At 67.4% G+C, this 16,514-nt stretch carries 16 protein-coding genes; 6 read left to right on the forward strand and 10 right to left on the reverse strand.

Annotation, left to right across the window (positions count from 1 at the left end):
* Position 1 precedes the first annotated feature (1 nt).
* Genes AU197_RS01145 through AU197_RS01155 form a run of 3 tightly spaced genes read left to right on the forward strand, consistent with a single transcriptional unit; the run spans position 2 to position 2,598 of the window.
* Positions 2–1,012 carry a 3-oxoacyl-ACP synthase III family protein gene (locus AU197_RS01145; protein WP_064400545.1) on the forward strand — a complete coding sequence of 337 codons (1,011 nt, stop codon included), beginning with the start codon at positions 2–4 and terminating at the stop codon, positions 1,010–1,012.
* Positions 1,012–2,046: a pyridoxal phosphate-dependent aminotransferase gene (locus AU197_RS01150; protein WP_064400841.1), complete on the forward strand. Its 1,035-nt coding sequence runs from the start codon at positions 1,012–1,014 to the stop codon at positions 2,044–2,046. Before AU197_RS01145 ends, AU197_RS01150 begins: the two co-directional genes overlap by 1 nt.
* Before the next feature lie 39 nt (positions 2,047–2,085).
* The gene (locus AU197_RS01155) at positions 2,086–2,598 is read left to right on the forward strand and encodes a MarR family winged helix-turn-helix transcriptional regulator (RefSeq protein WP_064400546.1); all 513 of its coding nucleotides are present in this window, start codon (positions 2,086–2,088) and stop codon (positions 2,596–2,598) included.
* A gap of 18 nt (positions 2,599–2,616) precedes the next feature.
* On the opposite strand, the gene AU197_RS01160 is transcribed toward AU197_RS01155, so the two are convergent.
* A complete protein-coding gene (locus AU197_RS01160; protein WP_197415422.1) occupies positions 2,617–3,573 on the reverse strand; it encodes an NmrA/HSCARG family protein in 957 nt (318 codons plus the stop codon).
* 88 nt (positions 3,574–3,661) lie between these two features.
* On the opposite strand from AU197_RS01160, the gene AU197_RS01165 reads away from it, so the two are divergent.
* The gene (locus AU197_RS01165) at positions 3,662–4,138 is read left to right on the forward strand and encodes a MarR family winged helix-turn-helix transcriptional regulator (RefSeq protein WP_064400842.1); all 477 of its coding nucleotides are present in this window, start codon (positions 3,662–3,664) and stop codon (positions 4,136–4,138) included.
* 8 nt (positions 4,139–4,146) lie between these two features.
* On the opposite strand, the gene AU197_RS01170 is transcribed toward AU197_RS01165, so the two are convergent.
* Both AU197_RS01170 and AU197_RS01175 read right to left on the reverse strand, forming a co-directional pair.
* Positions 4,147–5,385, reverse strand: a complete 1,239-nt coding sequence (locus AU197_RS01170; protein ID WP_064400548.1) for a GAF domain-containing sensor histidine kinase — start codon at positions 5,383–5,385, stop codon at positions 4,147–4,149.
* A complete protein-coding gene (locus AU197_RS01175; protein WP_064400549.1) occupies positions 5,382–6,044 on the reverse strand; it encodes a response regulator in 663 nt (220 codons plus the stop codon). The genes AU197_RS01170 and AU197_RS01175 overlap by 4 nt, the downstream gene beginning before the upstream one ends.
* Before the next feature lie 125 nt (positions 6,045–6,169).
* Here AU197_RS01175 and AU197_RS01180 point away from each other — a divergent pair, with 125 nt between their 5' ends.
* Positions 6,170–6,982 carry an HAD family hydrolase gene (locus AU197_RS01180; RefSeq protein WP_064400550.1) on the forward strand — a complete coding sequence of 271 codons (813 nt, stop codon included), beginning with the start codon at positions 6,170–6,172 and terminating at the stop codon, positions 6,980–6,982.
* 43 nt (positions 6,983–7,025) lie between these two features.
* Positions 7,026–7,721 (forward strand): nitroreductase family protein, encoded by a 696-nt coding sequence (locus AU197_RS01185; protein ID WP_064400551.1) that lies wholly within the window; start codon positions 7,026–7,028, stop codon positions 7,719–7,721.
* Positions 7,722–7,728: 7 nt separating this feature from the next.
* Here the strand turns inward: AU197_RS01185 and mmsB are convergent, their stop codons facing one another.
* From mmsB to AU197_RS01220, 7 genes are all read right to left on the reverse strand, one after another.
* Complete coding sequence (mmsB, locus tag AU197_RS01190) at positions 7,729–8,604, reverse strand: 3-hydroxyisobutyrate dehydrogenase (protein WP_064400552.1); 876 nt, start codon at positions 8,602–8,604, stop codon at positions 7,729–7,731.
* Positions 8,605–8,616: 12 nt separating this feature from the next.
* The gene (locus AU197_RS01195) at positions 8,617–9,783 is read right to left on the reverse strand and encodes an acyl-CoA dehydrogenase family protein (protein ID WP_064400553.1); all 1,167 of its coding nucleotides are present in this window, start codon (positions 9,781–9,783) and stop codon (positions 8,617–8,619) included.
* 20 nt (positions 9,784–9,803) lie between these two features.
* A complete protein-coding gene (locus tag AU197_RS01200; RefSeq protein ID WP_064400846.1) occupies positions 9,804–11,324 on the reverse strand; it encodes a CoA-acylating methylmalonate-semialdehyde dehydrogenase in 1,521 nt (506 codons plus the stop codon).
* A gap of 81 nt (positions 11,325–11,405) precedes the next feature.
* Positions 11,406–12,248, reverse strand: coding sequence for an LLM class F420-dependent oxidoreductase (locus tag AU197_RS01205; RefSeq protein WP_064400554.1), 843 nt, complete (start codon positions 12,246–12,248; stop codon positions 11,406–11,408).
* Between the two features lie 21 nt (positions 12,249–12,269).
* Positions 12,270–13,115: an LLM class F420-dependent oxidoreductase gene (locus AU197_RS01210; RefSeq protein ID WP_064400555.1), complete on the reverse strand. Its 846-nt coding sequence runs from the start codon at positions 13,113–13,115 to the stop codon at positions 12,270–12,272.
* A gap of 38 nt (positions 13,116–13,153) precedes the next feature.
* Positions 13,154–14,647, reverse strand: a complete 1,494-nt coding sequence (locus tag AU197_RS01215) for an ATP-binding protein (protein WP_064400556.1) — start codon at positions 14,645–14,647, stop codon at positions 13,154–13,156.
* Positions 14,647–16,314 (reverse strand): NAD(P)/FAD-dependent oxidoreductase, encoded by a 1,668-nt coding sequence (locus AU197_RS01220; protein WP_064400848.1) that lies wholly within the window; start codon positions 16,312–16,314, stop codon positions 14,647–14,649. The genes AU197_RS01215 and AU197_RS01220 overlap by 1 nt, the downstream gene beginning before the upstream one ends.
* Positions 16,315–16,514: the final 200 nt, after the last annotated feature.

The raw sequence follows: 16,514 nt of genomic DNA on the forward strand, positions 1-16,514 counted from the left end.
CATGACCGTGAGCCTTCTGGACGTCTCGACGTACCTGCCGGGTGAGCCGATCGGCGCCGAATACTATGCCCAGTTCGCCGAATCCGACGATCTGCGGGACAACATGATGTTTCGCGCCCCCAGGTTCCGTCACCACGTCGCGCCCGACGAGACGGCCGTCGACATGGTCGAGCGCGCGGCTGCCGGCCTGATCGAGCGCCACGGCCAGGACGCCGTCGCCGGCGCCGACGTACTGATCACCCACACCCAGATGCCCGACGTGCCGTTCTACGGTGGCGGCGGTGCCATGGCGCACCGGCTCGGTATGAAGCCGACATGGGTGCTCGATCTGCACAACGGCGGCTGTGCGGCGTTCGTGTTCGGTCTGCAGGTGGCGCGCCAACTGCTGGCCACCGGCGCGGGCCGCACGGCGTTGGTCGCCGTGGCGCAGAACGCCGCCGGGCAGGTCTTCGACCAACCCGGGGTGCGGCGCAAGGCGCAGGCGTCGGTGCCGGGCGACGGTGCGGCCGTCGGCCTGGTGGCGGTGTCCGAGCAGTCGCCGATCCTCGACGTGGAGTGCCGTACCTACGGCGAGTTCGCCGGCGATATGACGATCGCCTCCGACCCGCCGCGCAAGTGGTGGCAGCCGGGTCCGGGGGAGGGCTACATCGGCTTCACCGAGAGCAAGATCGCCAAGGTGCTGGCGCGGGGTAACCGGCAGGTACCCGAGGTGTCGTACGCGGTGTGCGACCGCATCGGAATCAAGCCCCCCGAGCTGAACCTGCTCGTGACCAACCAGCCGAACCGGGTGTTCTTGCGCAATTGGCGCGAAGCGCTCGAACTGCCCCCCGAGCGTCACGTCGACACCTTCGACGAATGCGGCAACCTGTTCGCCGCGGGCATTCCGGTGAACCTCGATCGTGCGATCGACAGCGGACGGCTCGGCGAAGGTGAGGTGGTGTTGATGGCGGCGTTCGCCCATGCCGGTGATTTCGCCGGGGCGGCCGCGGTGCGGTGGGGCGGCCGCGGCTGATGACCGAACCGAGGCGCAGCGGAGTCGACGCCGTCGGCGCACTACCCACCGCCTCGAACCCGATGGCGTTGTCACTCAACGAGAATCCCTTCCCGCCACTGCCGTCCGTGCGTTCGGCGCTGAGCGCCTCCATCGAAGCCGCCAACCGGTACCCGGAATACCTACCCGAGCGCCTGCGTTCGCTGATCGCCGCACACACGGGTCTGCGCGGTGAGCAGGTCGTGGTGGGGGCGGGCGCGACCGGTGTGATCATGCAGGTGCTGCATGCGGTGACGGACCCCGGCGACAGGATCGTGATGGCCTCGCCGACGTTCGACGGATATCCGATCTTCGCGCAGATGGCGCGGCTGGAATCGGTCACCGTCGCGCTGGACGCACACGGACACCACGATCTCGACGCGATGGCGTCGGCCGCCGCGGATGCCAGGGTCGTGGTGGTGTGCCGCCCGCACAACCCGACCGGCACCATCGAGCAGGCCGCTGAACTGGAGGCGTTCATCCGGCGCCTGTTGCCGGAGACCGTGGTCCTCATCGACGAGGCTTATGCGGAGTTTCTGGCGCCGGAGTGCCGGATCGACGCCGTCGGATTGGTCTCGCGGTACCCCAATGTGGTGGTGCTGCGGACGTTTTCGAAGGCCTACGGGCTGGCAGGCCTGCGCATCGGGTACGGCTTCTGCGCCCCCGGACTGGCCCGGCGACTGTGGAGTATGCAACTGCCGTTCGGCGTCGCGATCACCGCGCTCGTCGCGGTGGCGGCATCATTCGACGCGGAAGCCGAGCTGTCTCAACGCATCCGGATGATCACCAGTGAGCGTCGATACCTGCGCATGCGACTGCGGTCGATGGGGGTGTACAGCACCGAGAGCAACGCCAACTTCATCTACGTGCCCGAATGTGGACGGGGTTGGGGGCAGGTCTTCGAGGAGAGCGGAGTGCGGGTCCGCCAGTACGCCGACGGCGGCGTGCGCATCACCGTGGGAGACCGCAGATCCACCCGCGCCGTGGTGGACGCGGTGGCCGGGGCCATGCGCTGAAATCTGCTGACCGTGCCGACCGATGCGGTATGAAGAGGCGTGGCCCCCCAACCGTCGCGGCAGGACGACCATGACCCGATCGCGCTCGCGCGGGCCAACTGGGAGCGCTGCGGATGGGGCGATGTGGCCGACGGCATGGTTGCCGTGACGTCGGTGATGCGGGCCCACCAGATCCTGCTGGCCCGCGTCGAGAGCGCACTTCGGCCCTACGATCTGAGCTTTTCGCGGTTCGAGTTGCTGCGGTTGCTGGCGTTCAGCCGTAACGGCGCGCTACCGATCACCAAGGCCTCTGATCGGCTGCAGGTGCATGTCACCAGCGTCACGCACGCGATCCGGCGCCTGGAGGCCGACGGTCTCGTCGAGCGGATTCCGCATCCCACCGACGGGCGCACCACGCTGGTGCGGATCACCGACCTCGGCCGCTCGACGGTCGAGGACGCCACCGTGACGTTGAACCACGAGGTTTTCGCCGACATCGGAATGTCGAGTACCGAGTCGCGGGCCCTGGCGGATTCGATCCAGACTTTGCGCCGTAACTCCGGGGACTTCTGAGCCCGGTCGGTGCGTGGATCACGCCGCTTTCTGCCGCGCGACCCAGTCACCGAAGGACTGCAGATCGGGATTCAACGTCCGCACGAATGCCAGATCGCGCACCGCGGTGAATCGGTCGGAGTCCTCGGCGTAGTACTGGAACATGTTGCCCATCTCGACGGCGCCGGGGAAGTTCATCGCGCGCAGTTCGTCCCAGGACTGTGGTCGATAGGTCACCGCTTCGCCGTGCAGTCTGGAGAGTTCGGCCGCGAACTCGTCGCCGGTCAAGTGGTCGCCTGCGATGCTCACGGTCCGGCCGATGAACTCCGCGCCGCGCTTGAAGATGCCGAGCGCCGTTGAGCCGATGTCGCCGACGGCGATCGCTGCCATCGGCCGGTCGGCCATTGGCAGCGTCAGCACCAGGTGTCCGTTCGGATCCCGGACCGGTTGCAGGTCCGCGAGAAACCCCTCGTAGAACCCCGCCGTCCGGAGAAATGTCGTCGGCACACCGTGTTCGGCGAAGAACCTGTCCGCCTCGGCCTTCGCGTCGAAGTGCGGCACCTTGTAACGTCCCTCGACCGTCGGCACCCGGGCGTCGTCGCCGAAGTGGTCCCTGGTGTCCTCCAACGTCGACCAGATGACGTGCGCGAGGCCCGCCGACTTGGCCGCGCGCGCGGCCGTTTCGGCTTGGTACAACTCGGATTCCGCGCGGGTGCGTCGGGCTTGTTCTTCTGCGGTCCGGTCCGCCCAGTAATTGGTGACGACGAACGCCGCCTCGGCCCCGTCGAATGCGCGCTCCATGCTGGCGGCGTCGTAGAGGTCGGCCTCGACGATCTCCGCGCCGGCCGCGGCCAACCGCTGTGCCGGCGCCGACTGCCGGTTGCGTGTCACCGCGCGAACCCGGAATCTTCCGCCGGGATCGGCGAGGATCGCCCGGGCGAGTCCGCCGCCCTGTTTGCCGGTCGCTCCCACGACGGCGATCACCTGGTGTGCCATGGCCATCTCCTTTCAGGTTGATATGTCAACTCAACCGAGAGTAATGGTTTGAGTTGATATGTCAACCCAGATCGGTAGGATGTTCGACATGGCTGGTAGAGGACGTCTCACCGAGGAAGAATTAGGTGCCTGGCGTGCATTCGTGACGATGCGGCACCTGCTCGAGCGCCACCTGGTCATGCACCTGCAGCGCGAGTTCGGGCTCTCGGACTCCGATTTCGAGATCTTGGTCAACCTGTCGCAGGCACCCAAGGGACGGATGCGCGCCTACGAGCTCGGCAGGGCCACCCACTGGGAGAAGACCCGGATGTCACACCACCTGAGCCGCATGGAGAAGCGCGGGCTGATCCGCAGGGAGGGGTCGACGGGCCGCTATCCAGACATCGTGCTGACCGACGCCGGACGTGCGGCGATCAAGGCCTCCGCACCCGCGAACGCGGCACGGGTGCGGGAACTGTTCATCGACGTGCTCGGCCCGAAGCGCCTCACGGCATTGCGTGAAGCGTCGGAAGACGTGATCGCCGCGATCGAGGATCATCTGGCGCAGGACTGCACCCTCGAGTGATGTCCGCGTCACCCCAGTACGGTCGGTAGCGGGATGGTCGCCGTCACGGCGGTCCCCGCTCCGGGGCGCGAGCGAATGTTGAGGCGCCCGCCGACGATCTCGGCGCGCTCAGCCATCGACAGCAGGCCGTAGCCGCCCATCTCGTCGCCTCCCAATGGATGTTCGAAGGTGTCGAAACCCACTCCGTCGTCGACGATTTCGAGACGCGCGACGTCGCCGCTGTCGCCGGGGTCGACGGCGAACGTCAGCCGGGCCGATGTGGCCTTGGCGTGTTTGACGACGTTCTGCAGGCACTCCTGCGCGATGCGGTACAGCGCGAGCTCGACGTGGTCGGGCAGGCGGCGCTCGGCCAGGTCCACCTCGATCCCGATCTGCGGTATCGACCGGGCGAGGCTGGCCAGTCCGCCGGCCAGCCCGAGGTCGTCGAGAACCGGCGGGCGCAGTCCGCTGATCGCCGCGCGGGCCTCCTGCAGTGTCAGGTCGACCAACTCGCGTGCCTTGCCGAGCTGCTCGGCGACGATCGCGGGATCGTCGGATCGGGTCGCGGCGTCCAGCCGGTAGGACAACGTCACCAGCCGCTGCGAGATACCGTCGTGAATATCGCCTGCGAGCCTTCGCCGTTCGAGCTCTTGAGCCTCGATCACCTGCTCGACGAAGTTCTCGTGGGCTCGTTCGCGGGCCACCAGCTGCCGGTGCAGCCGGGCCTGGTGCATGGCCCCTGCGATGAGCCTGCCGATCACCACGAGCAACTCGACGTCGCGTTCGGTGAATTCGCGGCGCTCGACGGTGTGGACATTGAGCACGCCGACCAGGCCGCCGGGGTCGGTCTCCATCGGCACCGACACCATCGACGTGAAGTCGCTGCCGCGCAGCGACTGGAACGGCATGTAGCGCGGGTCGGACTCCTTGTCCTGGGTGATCACGACCGGCTCACGGTGGCTGGCCACCCAACCCGAGATGCCTTGTCCCAGGGGAAGTCTGATCTTGCCGATCGCGGCGTCGAACGGGGGTGTGGCGCCCGCCAGCGTGAGCGACCGGTCGCTGTCGTCGAGAACGTGGACGAAGCACACATCGCTGGCGGTGGCCGCGGTGATCATCCGTGCGGCCGCGGCGGCCAGCGGTTCGACACCCGGACCCTTGGACGCGGCCTGGATCAATTCGCGCAGCAGAGCGAGCTCGCGGTCGGCGGCCAGCGCGTACTGGCTCAGCTCCCGCACCGCATCCGACGGGCCCGATTGCGTGGTCACTTGAAGATTCCCTCGCGCAGGGCGGTCGCCACGGCGCCGGTGCGATCGCTGACACCGAGCTTGCGGTAGATCGAGCTGAGATGGGTTTTGACCGTCTCGTCGCCGATCACCAGCTTGGCCGCGATCGCCCGGTTCGACAGCCCGTTGACGACGAGCGAGAGGATCTCGCTCTCGCGCTGGGTCAAGCCCTGGCGCGCACCCGGCCAGAACTCGTCGCGTTGCAACCGCGCGGCGGTGTCGACGGCCCTGGCCGCCATGCCGGGGTCGATCGCGGTCTCGCCGCGATGCACGAACTCCAGCTGCCGCACCAGTTCGTCGCTGCTGATGCTCTTGAGCAGATATCCGGACGCCCCGACGCGAAGCGCCTGGAACAGGTACTGCTCGTCGTCGTAGACCGACAGCATGACGATTTTGCGGGCGGCATTGCGTTCGCGTAGTTCGGCGCACAGGTCCAGGCCGCTCGCACCCTGCATTCGCACGTCGCACAGCACGATGTCGGGATCGAGATCGTCGATGACGGCGACCGCGCGCTCGGCGCCGACGGCTTGCCCGACGACCTGCACCCGGTCGGCGAACGCGGCCAGCATGGCCTTGAGGCCCTCGATGACCATCTCGTGGTCGTCGACCAGCACAAGACGCACCGGTGGGCTGCTCGGCATGCACCCACCTTAGAGGCGACATTTCCCCGTCAAGGCGTGTCGGCGGGGCGCGGCGGGCCGAATCGGCACCGACGATCCCCCGATTGGGGGAGGACTTCGCCTGTGATGGGCACCACCCTTTACTTATGCCGACAACGCAGGAGACGACATGGCGCGCGGGCCGGTTCTGGTGGGACTGTGCCCCGCCCGGTGCCGGGCGGGGTGCCGGCTGTGCGGTACGCGGTCTGGTGTTCGACCTCGACGCGCTGACCGACATCGAATGTGACGGTCATCGGGTCGCCTACAACGCGGCCTTCACCACGCACGGCCTGGATTTCCAGTGGTCGGTACCGCGCTACCGACAGTTGCTCGCGCTCACCGACGAGCGCCAGCGGGTCGCCGCCGAGCTTCGCAAGCGCTGCGTGGCCACCGAGGCCGATGTGCTCACCAAGCTGCTGGCAGACGAGATCTACAACACCAAGACCATGCTGTTCGACGAGTTGATCCTCGAGCGCGACCTGTCTCCGCGCGCCGGGCTGGTCGATTTCGTGATGGATGCCGTCGGTGCCGGTGTGCAGGTGGCCGTCGTGGTGAACGGTCAACGCGGCTGGGCCGAGCCGTTGGTGCGTCAACTCGTCGGCGAGGGCCTCGTCGAGGTGGTGGTCTCCGCGGAGGACGTCGTCAAGCCGATGCCCGATCCGGAGGCACACCGGCACGCGCTGTGGGAGCTCGGCGTGTCCGCCGAAGACGCGTTCGCCGTCACCGGTTCGGCCTCCGGGCTGCGGGCGGCCAACGCCGCTGGAATGCCGACGCTGGTGATCACGGGGGAGGGCACGCCCGACATCCCGGCCGCGGTGGCGGTGCGCCCCGACTACGCGGGCCCCAGCCCGTTGCGCCTCGCCGATTGCCAACGCCTGCACGCCGGCTGGTCGCGCGGCCGTAAGCCGACGGCGGCGTAGCGGCTGAGTCGGTCAGCGCGCCGGCCGGCGGTAGCGTCGACCCATGACCGACATCCCCACCACCGAAGAAGCGCTCGCCCGCCTCGACATGCCGCTGGTCGAGGCCATGATGACCCAGCGTGCCGTGCGCCGCGTCCTTCCCGACCCCGTCGACGACGCCGTCGTCCTGAAATGCATCGAGCTGGCGCTGCGGGCTCCCACCGGATCGAACGGGCAGAACTGGGAGTTCATCGTGGTGAAGGACCAGGCCGTCAAGGATCAGCTCGGCAAGCGTTATCGCCAAGCCTGGTCGTTGTACGGCGGGATAGGCAGGCGTCTGGCCGCCGGTGACGAATCGATGCAGAAGATCCTGCGGGCCGTGCAGTGGCAGGTCGAGCACTTCAGCGAGATCCCGGTGCTCGTCGTGCCGTGCCTGCGTGGGGGTTCGCGGCTGCCGTACATGCCCTCGCCGTTCGTCGGCGAGTCGTCGTTCTTCGGGTCGATCTACCCCAGCGTGCAGAACCTGCTGCTCGCCGCGCGGGCGATGGGGCTCGGCGCGTCGCTGATCACGTTGCCGCTGTGGAGCGTGACATCGGCGCGCAGGACCCTGGGCCTGCCGCTGACCGTGACACCCATCTGCGTCGTGCCCCTGGGCTGGCCGCGTGGGCGGTACGGGCCGACGACCCGCAAGCCGGTCGGACAGGTCGCCCACCTCGACAAGTACGGTGCGCGCGCCTGGGTCGACGGCGAGCCGCGGTGACGTCGAGTCAGTTGCCCCGCAGCATCTCGATCACCGCGCTGAAGTCCTTGTCGGCGTGGTCGGCGGCGAACTTCTTGTAGATCTGCGCGGCGTGGCTGCCCAGCGGCGCGTTCGACCCTGTCGACTCGACCGCGGTCATGGCCAGTCCGAGGTCCTTGTTCATCAGCGCGGTCGCGAACCCGGGTTTGAAGTCGTTGTTGGCCGGCGACGTCGGAACCGGGCCCGGGACAGGGCAATTGGTGTGCACCGACCAGCAGTTGCCGGTGGCTCCGGTGATGACGTCGAACAGCGACTGCGCCGACAGGCCCAGCTTCTCGGCGAGGACGAATGCCTCGCCGATCGCGATCTGCTGCACCGCGAGCACCATGTTGTTGCACAATTTGGCGGCCTGGCCGGTACCCGAGGCGCCGCAGTGAATGATCTTGCCCGCCAACGGCTCGAGCACGGGCCGGGCGCGTTCCACCGCGGTGTCCTCACCGCCGACCATGAACGCCAGCGTGCCCGCGGTGGCGCCCTTCACCCCGCCCGATACCGGGGCGTCGAGTTGCGCGAAGCCGCGCTCGAGGGCCTGCTGGTGAATGGTGCGCGCGTCGTCGACGGAGATGGTGGAGGTATCGATGAACAACGTGTCGTCCTTGGCCGCGGGAAGCACCTCGGCGTAGCACGCTTTCACGATGTCACCGTTGGGCAGCGAGGTGATCACCACCTCGGCACCGCCGACGGCCTCAGCGCCGCTGTCGAATACCGACACACCCTTCTCCGCCGCAGCCGATTTCAACGCGGACTGGGGGTCGAACCCGTGAACCGTCTGGCCGGCGGCAACCAGGTTCGCCGCCATCGGCCCGCCCATGTTTCCCAGGCCCAAGAACGCGATCGTCGTCATTGATGACCTCTCCTAAGCGGACGCCCGCACCTTGGCGGCCTGCGACCGCCCGATGACCACGCGCATGATTTCGTTGGTTCCCTCGAGGATCCGGTGCACCCGCAGGTCCCGCACGATCTTCTCCAACCCGTACTCGTCGAGGTAGCCGTAGCCCCCGTGCAATTGCAGTGCCTGATCGGCGACGGTATAGCAGGCATCGGTGACGTAGAGCTTGGCCATTGCGCACAGCTCGACCTTGTCCGGGTGGTTCTCGTCCAGGGCACTCGCCGCTCGCCACAACAGGTTTCGCGACGTCTCCAGTGCGGTGGCCATCTCGGCCAGGGTGAACCGGATGGTGGGCTCGTCGAGAAGAGGGCCGCCGAACGCTTCGCGGTCGCGCACATAGGCGGCGGCCTTGTCGTAGGCGGCCTGCGCACCGCCGAGCGAGCACGCCGCGATGTTGATCCGCCCGCCGTTGAGACCGTTCATCGCGATCCCGAAGCCGGTGCCCTCGCCGTCGGCACCGCCCAACATCGCATCGGCGGGTACGCGGACGCCTTCGAAGATCACCTGAGCCGTCGGCTGTGCGTGCCAGCCCATCTTCTCCTCGTCGGCCCCGAAAGTCAGCCCGGGGGTGTCCTTTTCGACGAGGAACGTCGAAATGCCCCGCGGCCCCTCACCGCCGGTGCGCGCCATCACCACGTAGACGTCCGAGGATCCGGCACCGGAGATGAACTGCTTGACCCCGTCGAGGACGTAGTGGTCGCCTTCCCGAACGGCCCTGGTGCGCAACGCGCTCGCATCGGACCCTGCGCCGGGTTCGGTCAGGCAGTAGCTGGCGATCGAATCCATCGACGCCAGCCGCGGCACCCAGCTCTTGCGCTGCTCGGGGGTGCCGTAGGTGTCGACCATCCACGTGCACATGTTGTGGATCGACAGGAACGCCGCCACCGTCGGATCCGCCGTCGCGAGTTGTTCGAAGATCCGCACACCGTCGAGCCTGCGCAACCCGCTGCCGCCGACGTCCTCCTTGCAGCACACCGCCGCCATCCCGAGCTCGGCGGCCTCGCGCAGCACGTCGGTGGGGAAGTGGTGGGTCTTGTCCCATTCCAACGCGAACGGCGCGAGCCGCTTGTCGGCGAATGCGGCCGCCGTCTCGGCGATCACCCGCTCGTCGTCGTCGAGCCCGAAATAGTGCATGGTGTCGGAATTCTCGCCGGCTACTTCATGGTGGGGATGACGAACTCGGCGCCATCCTTGATGCCCGACGGCCACCGCTGCGTGACGGTCTTGGTCTTGGTGTAGAACAGGATCGAATGCGGCCCGTGCTGGTTGAGATCGCCGAAACCGGACCGCTTCCAGCCGCCAAAGGTGTGGTAGGCCACCGGAACCGGGATCGGAACGTTGACGCCCACCATGCCGACCTGCACGCGTGAGACGAAGTCGCGGGCGGCGTCACCGTCGCGGGTGAAGATCGCCACACCGTTGCCGTACTCGTGCTCGGAGGGTAGCCTCAACGCCTCTTCGTAGTCCGAGGCTCGCACGATGCACAGCACCGGCCCGAAGATCTCGTCGGTGTAGATCGACATGTCGGTGGTGACGTGGTCGAACAGGGTGGGCCCGATGAAGTAGCCGTTCTCCAGGCTGGCATCGCCGAATTGCATGTCGTCGCTGCGGCGTTCGCGGCCGTCGACCACGATCTCGGCACCCGCCTCGACACCTGCGTCGATATAGCTGCGCACCCGCTGCAGCGCCGCCTCGGTGACCAGCGGGCCGTAGGTGGCCTTGGGATCGAGGCTGTGGCCGACACGCAGTTCGGCCACCCGCTCGGCGAGCCTGTTGCGCAGCCGGTTCGCGGTCTCCTCGCCGACGGGCACGGCGACGCTGATCGCCATGCATCGCTCGCCCGCGCTGCCGTAGCCGGCGCCGATCAACGCGTCGACGGCCTGGTCCAGGTCGGCGTCGGGCATCACGATCATGTGGTTCTTCGCGCCGCCGAAGCATTGGGCCCGCTTGCCGTTGGCCGTCGCCGTCGAATAGATGTACTGGGCGATGTCGGAGCTGCCGACGAAGCCCACCGCCTGGATCACGGGGTGCTCGAGGATGGCGTCGACGGCCTCCTTGTCGCCCTGCACGACCTGGAAGACCCCTGGCGGCAGACCCGCCTCGAGGAACAATTCCGCCAGCCGCACCGGTACCGACGGATCACGTTCGGAGGGCTTGAGGATGAACGCGTTGCCGCACGCCAGCGCTGGGCCGGCCTTCCACAGCGGGATCATCGCCGGGAAGTTGAATGGCGTGATGCCCGCGACCACGCCGAGCGGCTGGCGCAGTGAGTAGACGTCGATGCCGGGGCCCGCACCCTCGGTGTACTCGCCCTTGAGCAGGTGCGGGATGCCGACCGAGAACTCGATGACCTCGAGGCCGCGCTGGATGTCGCCCAGGGAGTCGGCGTGGGTCTTGCCGTGCTCGAGGGACAGCATTTCGGCGAGCTCGTCGGCGTTCTGGTTGACCAGATCGATGAACTTCATCAGCACGCGGGCACGACGTTGGGGGTTCCATGCCGCCCACGCCTGCTGCGACTCGGCCGCACCCGCGACCGCCGCGTCGACGTCGGCGGCCGAAGCCATCGCGACCTGCGCCTGCACCTCGCCGGTGCTCGGGTTGAAGATGTCGGCGGTGCGGTTGGACTGTCCGTTCGTGCGCTTGCCGTCGATGAAATGCGGAACCTGGGTGGTCATGAGCGTGCCCCTCACTACTAGATAGTTGGATATCCTAGTAATTCGGGGGCGCGTGACGCAAGGGTCCCCGAGGAGGTCTTGTCAGCCCTTCAACCCGAGCGGACCCGCCAACTCGGTCAGCGTCGGGATCAAGACGTCCCATCCGCCGAGCACCTGGATCGCGACGTGATCCGCGCCGGCCTCCAGGTGCTCGTTGAGCCGGGCGGCGATCGCGTCGGGCGTGCCGTGGGCGACGAGTGCGTCGATCAGCCGGTCGCTGCCGGGCTTGGCGACGTCGTCCTCGGTGAAGCCCAGTCGCTTCCAGTTGTTCAGGTAGTTCGACAGGTTCAGGTAGAAATCGACTGTCTGCCTGCCGATCTCGCGCGACGCCTCGGCGTCCCTGGCCAACACGACCTTGTGTTCGGGCGCGATGAACACCGTGGGCCCGAGCAGGTTTCGCGCCTCCCCGGTGTGCTGCGGCGTGGTCAGGTAGGGGTGTGCCCCGGCGCTGCGCTGCGCCGAAAGCTTGAGCACCCTGGGGCCTAGCGCCGCGATCACCCGCCGACTCGTCGGGACCTTCTTCGCGTCCAGCGCGTCGAGATACTCGACGAGCACGTCGTACGGTTTGCGGTACTCCTCGGTGTGCTCGGGATGGCCGATACCGATGCCCAGCAGGAACCGGCCCGGATACGCGTCCTCGACGCGGTGGTACGCGTCGGCGACCTCGTCGGCCGGCGCCGTCCACACGTTGAGAATTCCGGTGGCGACCGCAAGGTTCTCGGTGCGTTCGAGAATGGGTTCGACGTACTCGAGGTTGCCCGCGGGCGATCCGCCGATCCACACCGCGCCGTAGCCGAGCTTCTCGATCTCCACGGCCTGTTCGGGCTTCGGAACGCCGAACGTCCATACGCCGTAGCGGCCGAGATTGGGCTTGAGCTCAGTCATGCGGATCCCTTCGGTGGTACGTCACTTCAGGCCGAGCGGACCCGCCAATTGAGCCAACGCATCCACCAGCTTGTCCGGTCCGGTGAGCACCTGCACGGGCACGTGGTCGGCGCCCGCTTCCAAATGCTCGTTGAGCCGTGCGGCTATGGCGTCGACGGTGCCATACGCCACCACGGCGTCGACAAGCCGGTCGCTGCCCGGCTTGGCGACCTCGTCGTCGGTGAAACCGAGACGCTTCCAGTTGTTGAGATAGTTCGTGAGATTGAGGTAGATGTCTAACGCCTTGCGGCCGACCGCCCGGGCCTTCTCGATATCGGTGGTCGGCACCACCTTGTGTTCGGGAGCGATGAACGCGTCCGGTCCGATCAGCGTGCGTGCCTCGGCGGTGTGTTCCGGCGTCGTCAGGTACGGATGCGGCCCGGCGGCGCGGTCCGCGGACAGTTTGAGCACCCGTGGGCCCAGTGCGGCGACCACCCGCCGGTCCTTGGGAACTCCGTGCTCGTCGAGCTTGTCGAGATAGGCAACCAGCGCGTCATAGGGCTTCTGGTACTCGGTGTGCGCCTCCGGGTGGCCGACGCCGATGCCCAGCAGAAAGCGCCCGGGATGGGCTTTGTCGATCCGGTGGAAGGACTCGCTGACCGGCCCGGCGTCGGCGGTCCAGATGTTGACGATGCCGGTCGCCAATTTGAGTGTGTTGGTCGCGTCGAGAATCGGTTCCACCCAGGACAATTCGGCCGCCGGCGAACCGCCCGCCCAGATTGCGCCGTAGCCGAGGTCTTCGATGGCGCGCAGTTGTTCCGGGCTCAGCTGCTGCCACATGGAGTAATGGCCGAACGCGCCGTAGGAACCGAGATCGGGTTTCGTCATGATCGCTCCAACTTCCCGGCGCTCAAGGGATATTCCGGTTATCCCGCTGTGACGGGAAATTCGGTCGGGGTCGGCGCCTCGGGAGCCGGCGCGACCAAGGGCAGATCGATGATGAACCGCGTGTCACCGGGCGCCGACTGGACCTGGATGTCGCCGTGGTGCTTCTCGACGATGATGCGCCGGGCGAGATCCAGGCCCAGGCCGGTGCCCTGACCGAACGGCTTGGTGGTGAAAAACGGGGTGAAGATGCGGTCGATGTTCTGCTCGCCGATGCCGTGGCCGTCGTCGCAGATCTCGACGCGCACCATGTCGTCGTTCTTGCGTGACGTGCGGATCGTCAACGTGCCCTCATAGTTCATCGCCTGGATCGCGTTGTCGATGATGTTCGTCCAAACCTCGTTGAGATCGCCTGGGTAGCACATCAATTGAGGCAGCGTGGTGTCCTTCTCCCACACCAGCGCAACCGGTTTGTCCTTGCCCACCTTGTCGCCGAAGATGGTCTTGACCGTGCTGTGGATCAGCTCGTGGATGTTGGCGGCCTGGTACTCGCTGCGGTCCATCTGGGAGTACTGCTTGGCGCCGGCCAGCAGCGCCGAGATCCGCTTGCTGGCATCGGCGATCTCGTTCATCCGCAGTTCGGCGTCGATCGTGTACTTGAGCCAGCCCAGCGCGCTCTGCAGCGTGGCCGAGCAGTCGACGTCGTCGATCGAGGCCTGAACCCGTTCGAGCCAGTCGAGGTCGAGCCCGGCCTCCACGAACGTCGGCGCGTAATCCCAGGCGCTGGCGATGCCGCGGTTTTCGAGCCAGTCGCCGATCTGCTCCTCGCGGTCGGAGAGCTCCAGCGCCGTGAGCTCCTGCGCCTTGGACTTGGCGACCTGCTCGGCGACCTCGTCCTGAATCCGCACCAACACCCGCAGCGCTTCCGGGGTGAACTTGCCGTCGGCCAGCATCGCCAGCTTGTAGCGCATCTTGCCGACGCCCTCGCGCAGATCGGCCACCGCGCGGGCGGCGGCGGCCGCCGGGTTGTTGAGCTGATGGGTCAGGCCCGCGGTGATGGTGCCCAGCGCCAGCAGCTTCTCGCGCTGGCCGAGGATCTGTCTCTGCCGACGGCCGCCGACACGGTGCCCCTCGAGCAGGTGCACGGCCATCGGGAACTCCGACTGCATGAACCTCGCGAACGCGTCGGCGTCGAGCACGAAAAACCGCGACGGCCTCGTGACGCGGACCGAGGCCTCGTAGACGTGCTCCTCGCCGGGGACGTAGGCCGACCACGCGCCGCAGTACACCCCGCGCTGTGAGGTACGGCCCGTCTCGATGTCCACACCGCCCGAGCGCTTGGACATCACCAGTTCACCGTCGAGCAGCACGTAGAAACAGGTCGCCGGGTCGCCTTCGGTGCAGACCGGACCGGGTTCGAACGTGGTGATGTGGCCGTTGTCGCACAGAACCTGTAGTTGCCGGTCGTCGAGTGCCTCGAACAGAAACAGCGATCGCAGTTCGTCGGGTAGGCACCGGGGTTCGTTGTCGTCCATCACGCCTCCGCCAGGTATCGGTGCACCAACATCACCGCCATCGACCCTTCGCCGACGGCGGCCGCCACCCTCTTGGCGGATTCGGAACGCACATCTCCTGCAACAAACACGCCGGGCACACTTGTTTCCAGGTGGTGCGGCGGACGGTCCAGCGTCCAGCCCGCGACGTCGCGGAGATCGGGCCCGGCGAGGATGAACCCGTGGTCGTCGCGGGCGATACCGGCCTGTTCCACCCAGTCCGTACGCGGTTCGGCCCCGATGAAGATGAACATCCGAGCGCAGGTGTGCTCCTCGCGCTCACCGGTGCGCAGGTTCTCCAGGCAGATGCGTTCGAGGTGGCCGTCGCCTTCGACCTTGTGCACGGCGGTGTGCGGCAGTTCGCGGATGTTGTCGGTCGCCCTGATCTGCTGGATCAGGTAGTAGGACATCGAGTCCTCCAGCGTGCGGCGACAGACGATGCTCACCTTCTTCGCGGTTCGCGACAGGAACATCGCGGCCTGTCCCGCGGAGTTGGCGCCGCCGATGACGAAGACCTCCTCGTCCTCGCATTCGGCGGCCACCGAGGAGGTGGCTCCGTAATAGACGCCCGCGCCGGTGAGATCGGCGCAGCCCTCGGCGGGCAGCTGGCGGTACTCCACACCCATCGCCAGGATCACGGCTCGGGTCCCGATCGACCGGCCGTCGGACAGGTGGACCGTGCGGGCGTTGCCGTCGATCTCGAGCGCGGTGACCTCGGCCGCCGTGATGAGTTCGGCCTCGAACTTCTCGGCTTGTCTGCGGGCCCGCTCGGCGAGCTGAGACCCGGACACGCCGTCGGGAAAGCCCAGGTAGTTCTCGATCCGCGAGCTCTGACCGGCCTGCCCACCGGTGGCCGTGCGCTCGATGAGCACCGTCTTGAGGCCCTCGGAGGCGCCGTAGACCGCCGCGGCCAGCCCCGCGGGGCCGCCGCCGATGACGACCAGATCGTAGAAGTCGTCCGAGGGAGTGATCGACAAGCCGAGCGTGGCGCCGAGTTCGGCGTCGTCGGGCGCGACGAGCGTCTCACCCTGTTCGGTGACCACCACCGGCAGCGTCAACCCGTCGAGGCCCGCGGCGTCGAGCAACTGCCTGCCCTTGGGTTCGTCGGCGCGGAACCACGTGTAGTAGAGCCGGTTGCGGGCCAGGAACTCGCGAACCTCCGACGAGCGCGCGTTCCACGGGTGTCCGATGATCTTGGTGTGCGGGATCGCCCGGTCGCCGGTCTCGCGCCAGGCCTCGATCAGCGCGTCGATCACCGGATAGAGCTTCTCCTGCGGCGGGTCCCACGGTTTGAGCAGGTAGTGGTCGAGGTCGACGACGTTGATGGCGTCGATCGCGGCGTGCGTGTCGGCATACGCGGTCAGCAGCACGCGGCGCGCCATCGGGAAGATGTCCATCGCCTCTTCGAGGAATTCGATCCCGCTCATCTGCGGCATCCGGTAGTCGGCGACGAACACCGCGACGGTCTCACCGCGCAGCTTGAGTTCGTTGAGCGTCTCGAGCGCATCGGGGCCGCTCTCGGCGCGCACGATGCGGAAACCCTCGCCGTAGTGGCGGCGCAGATCGCGGGCGACGGCGCGCGACACCGCCGGATCGTCATCGACGCTCAAAATGACTGGTTTACGGGGCTGGGGCGAGGGGCCGGTCATCGCGTACAAGTATGCGCCCATCGTCCAGCCGATATCGGGGCGAACGAAGCAGCACCACGACGTGGGTCGGTGTCGGGGCTGTCACCTTCGGCGGTGCACGGTGGTGGACGCCACTCTGCGCCGGGGCGGCGTCCGCCGAATCCGGCTGAGCACCAGCACGATTGCACGTCCACCAGGTGACCAATGGCTCTACTGGCCAA

This window comes from Mycobacterium sp. IS-1590, assembly GCF_001500025.1.
Lineage (GTDB): Bacteria > Actinomycetota > Actinomycetes > Mycobacteriales > Mycobacteriaceae > Mycobacterium.

Excerpts from the sequence above, each read along its gene's own strand:
- AU197_RS01160 (WP_197415422.1), bottom strand. The coding sequence starts at position 3,573 with ATGGCACACCAGGTGATCGCCGTCGTGGGAGCGACCGGCAAACAGGGC.
- AU197_RS01150 (WP_064400841.1), top strand. The coding sequence starts at position 1,012 with ATGACCGAACCGAGGCGCAGCGGAGTCGACGCCGTCGGCGCACTACCC.
- AU197_RS01220 (WP_064400848.1), bottom strand. The coding sequence starts at position 16,314 with ATGACCGGCCCCTCGCCCCAGCCCCGTAAACCAGTCATTTTGAGCGTC.
- AU197_RS01200 (WP_064400846.1), bottom strand. The coding sequence starts at position 11,324 with ATGACCACCCAGGTTCCGCATTTCATCGACGGCAAGCGCACGAACGGA.
- AU197_RS01165 (WP_064400842.1), top strand. The coding sequence starts at position 3,662 with ATGGCTGGTAGAGGACGTCTCACCGAGGAAGAATTAGGTGCCTGGCGT.
- AU197_RS01180 (WP_064400550.1), top strand. The coding sequence starts at position 6,170 with ATGCCGACAACGCAGGAGACGACATGGCGCGCGGGCCGGTTCTGGTGG.
- AU197_RS01145 (WP_064400545.1), top strand. The coding sequence starts at position 2 with ATGACCGTGAGCCTTCTGGACGTCTCGACGTACCTGCCGGGTGAGCCG.
- AU197_RS01195 (WP_064400553.1), bottom strand. The coding sequence starts at position 9,783 with ATGCACTATTTCGGGCTCGACGACGACGAGCGGGTGATCGCCGAGACG.
- AU197_RS01185 (WP_064400551.1), top strand. The coding sequence starts at position 7,026 with ATGACCGACATCCCCACCACCGAAGAAGCGCTCGCCCGCCTCGACATG.
- AU197_RS01205 (WP_064400554.1), bottom strand. The coding sequence starts at position 12,248 with ATGACTGAGCTCAAGCCCAATCTCGGCCGCTACGGCGTATGGACGTTC.
- mmsB (WP_064400552.1), bottom strand. The coding sequence starts at position 8,604 with ATGACGACGATCGCGTTCTTGGGCCTGGGAAACATGGGCGGGCCGATG.
- AU197_RS01210 (WP_064400555.1), bottom strand. The coding sequence starts at position 13,115 with ATGACGAAACCCGATCTCGGTTCCTACGGCGCGTTCGGCCATTACTCC.
- AU197_RS01215 (WP_064400556.1), bottom strand. The coding sequence starts at position 14,647 with ATGGACGACAACGAACCCCGGTGCCTACCCGACGAACTGCGATCGCTG.
- AU197_RS01175 (WP_064400549.1), bottom strand. The coding sequence starts at position 6,044 with ATGCCGAGCAGCCCACCGGTGCGTCTTGTGCTGGTCGACGACCACGAG.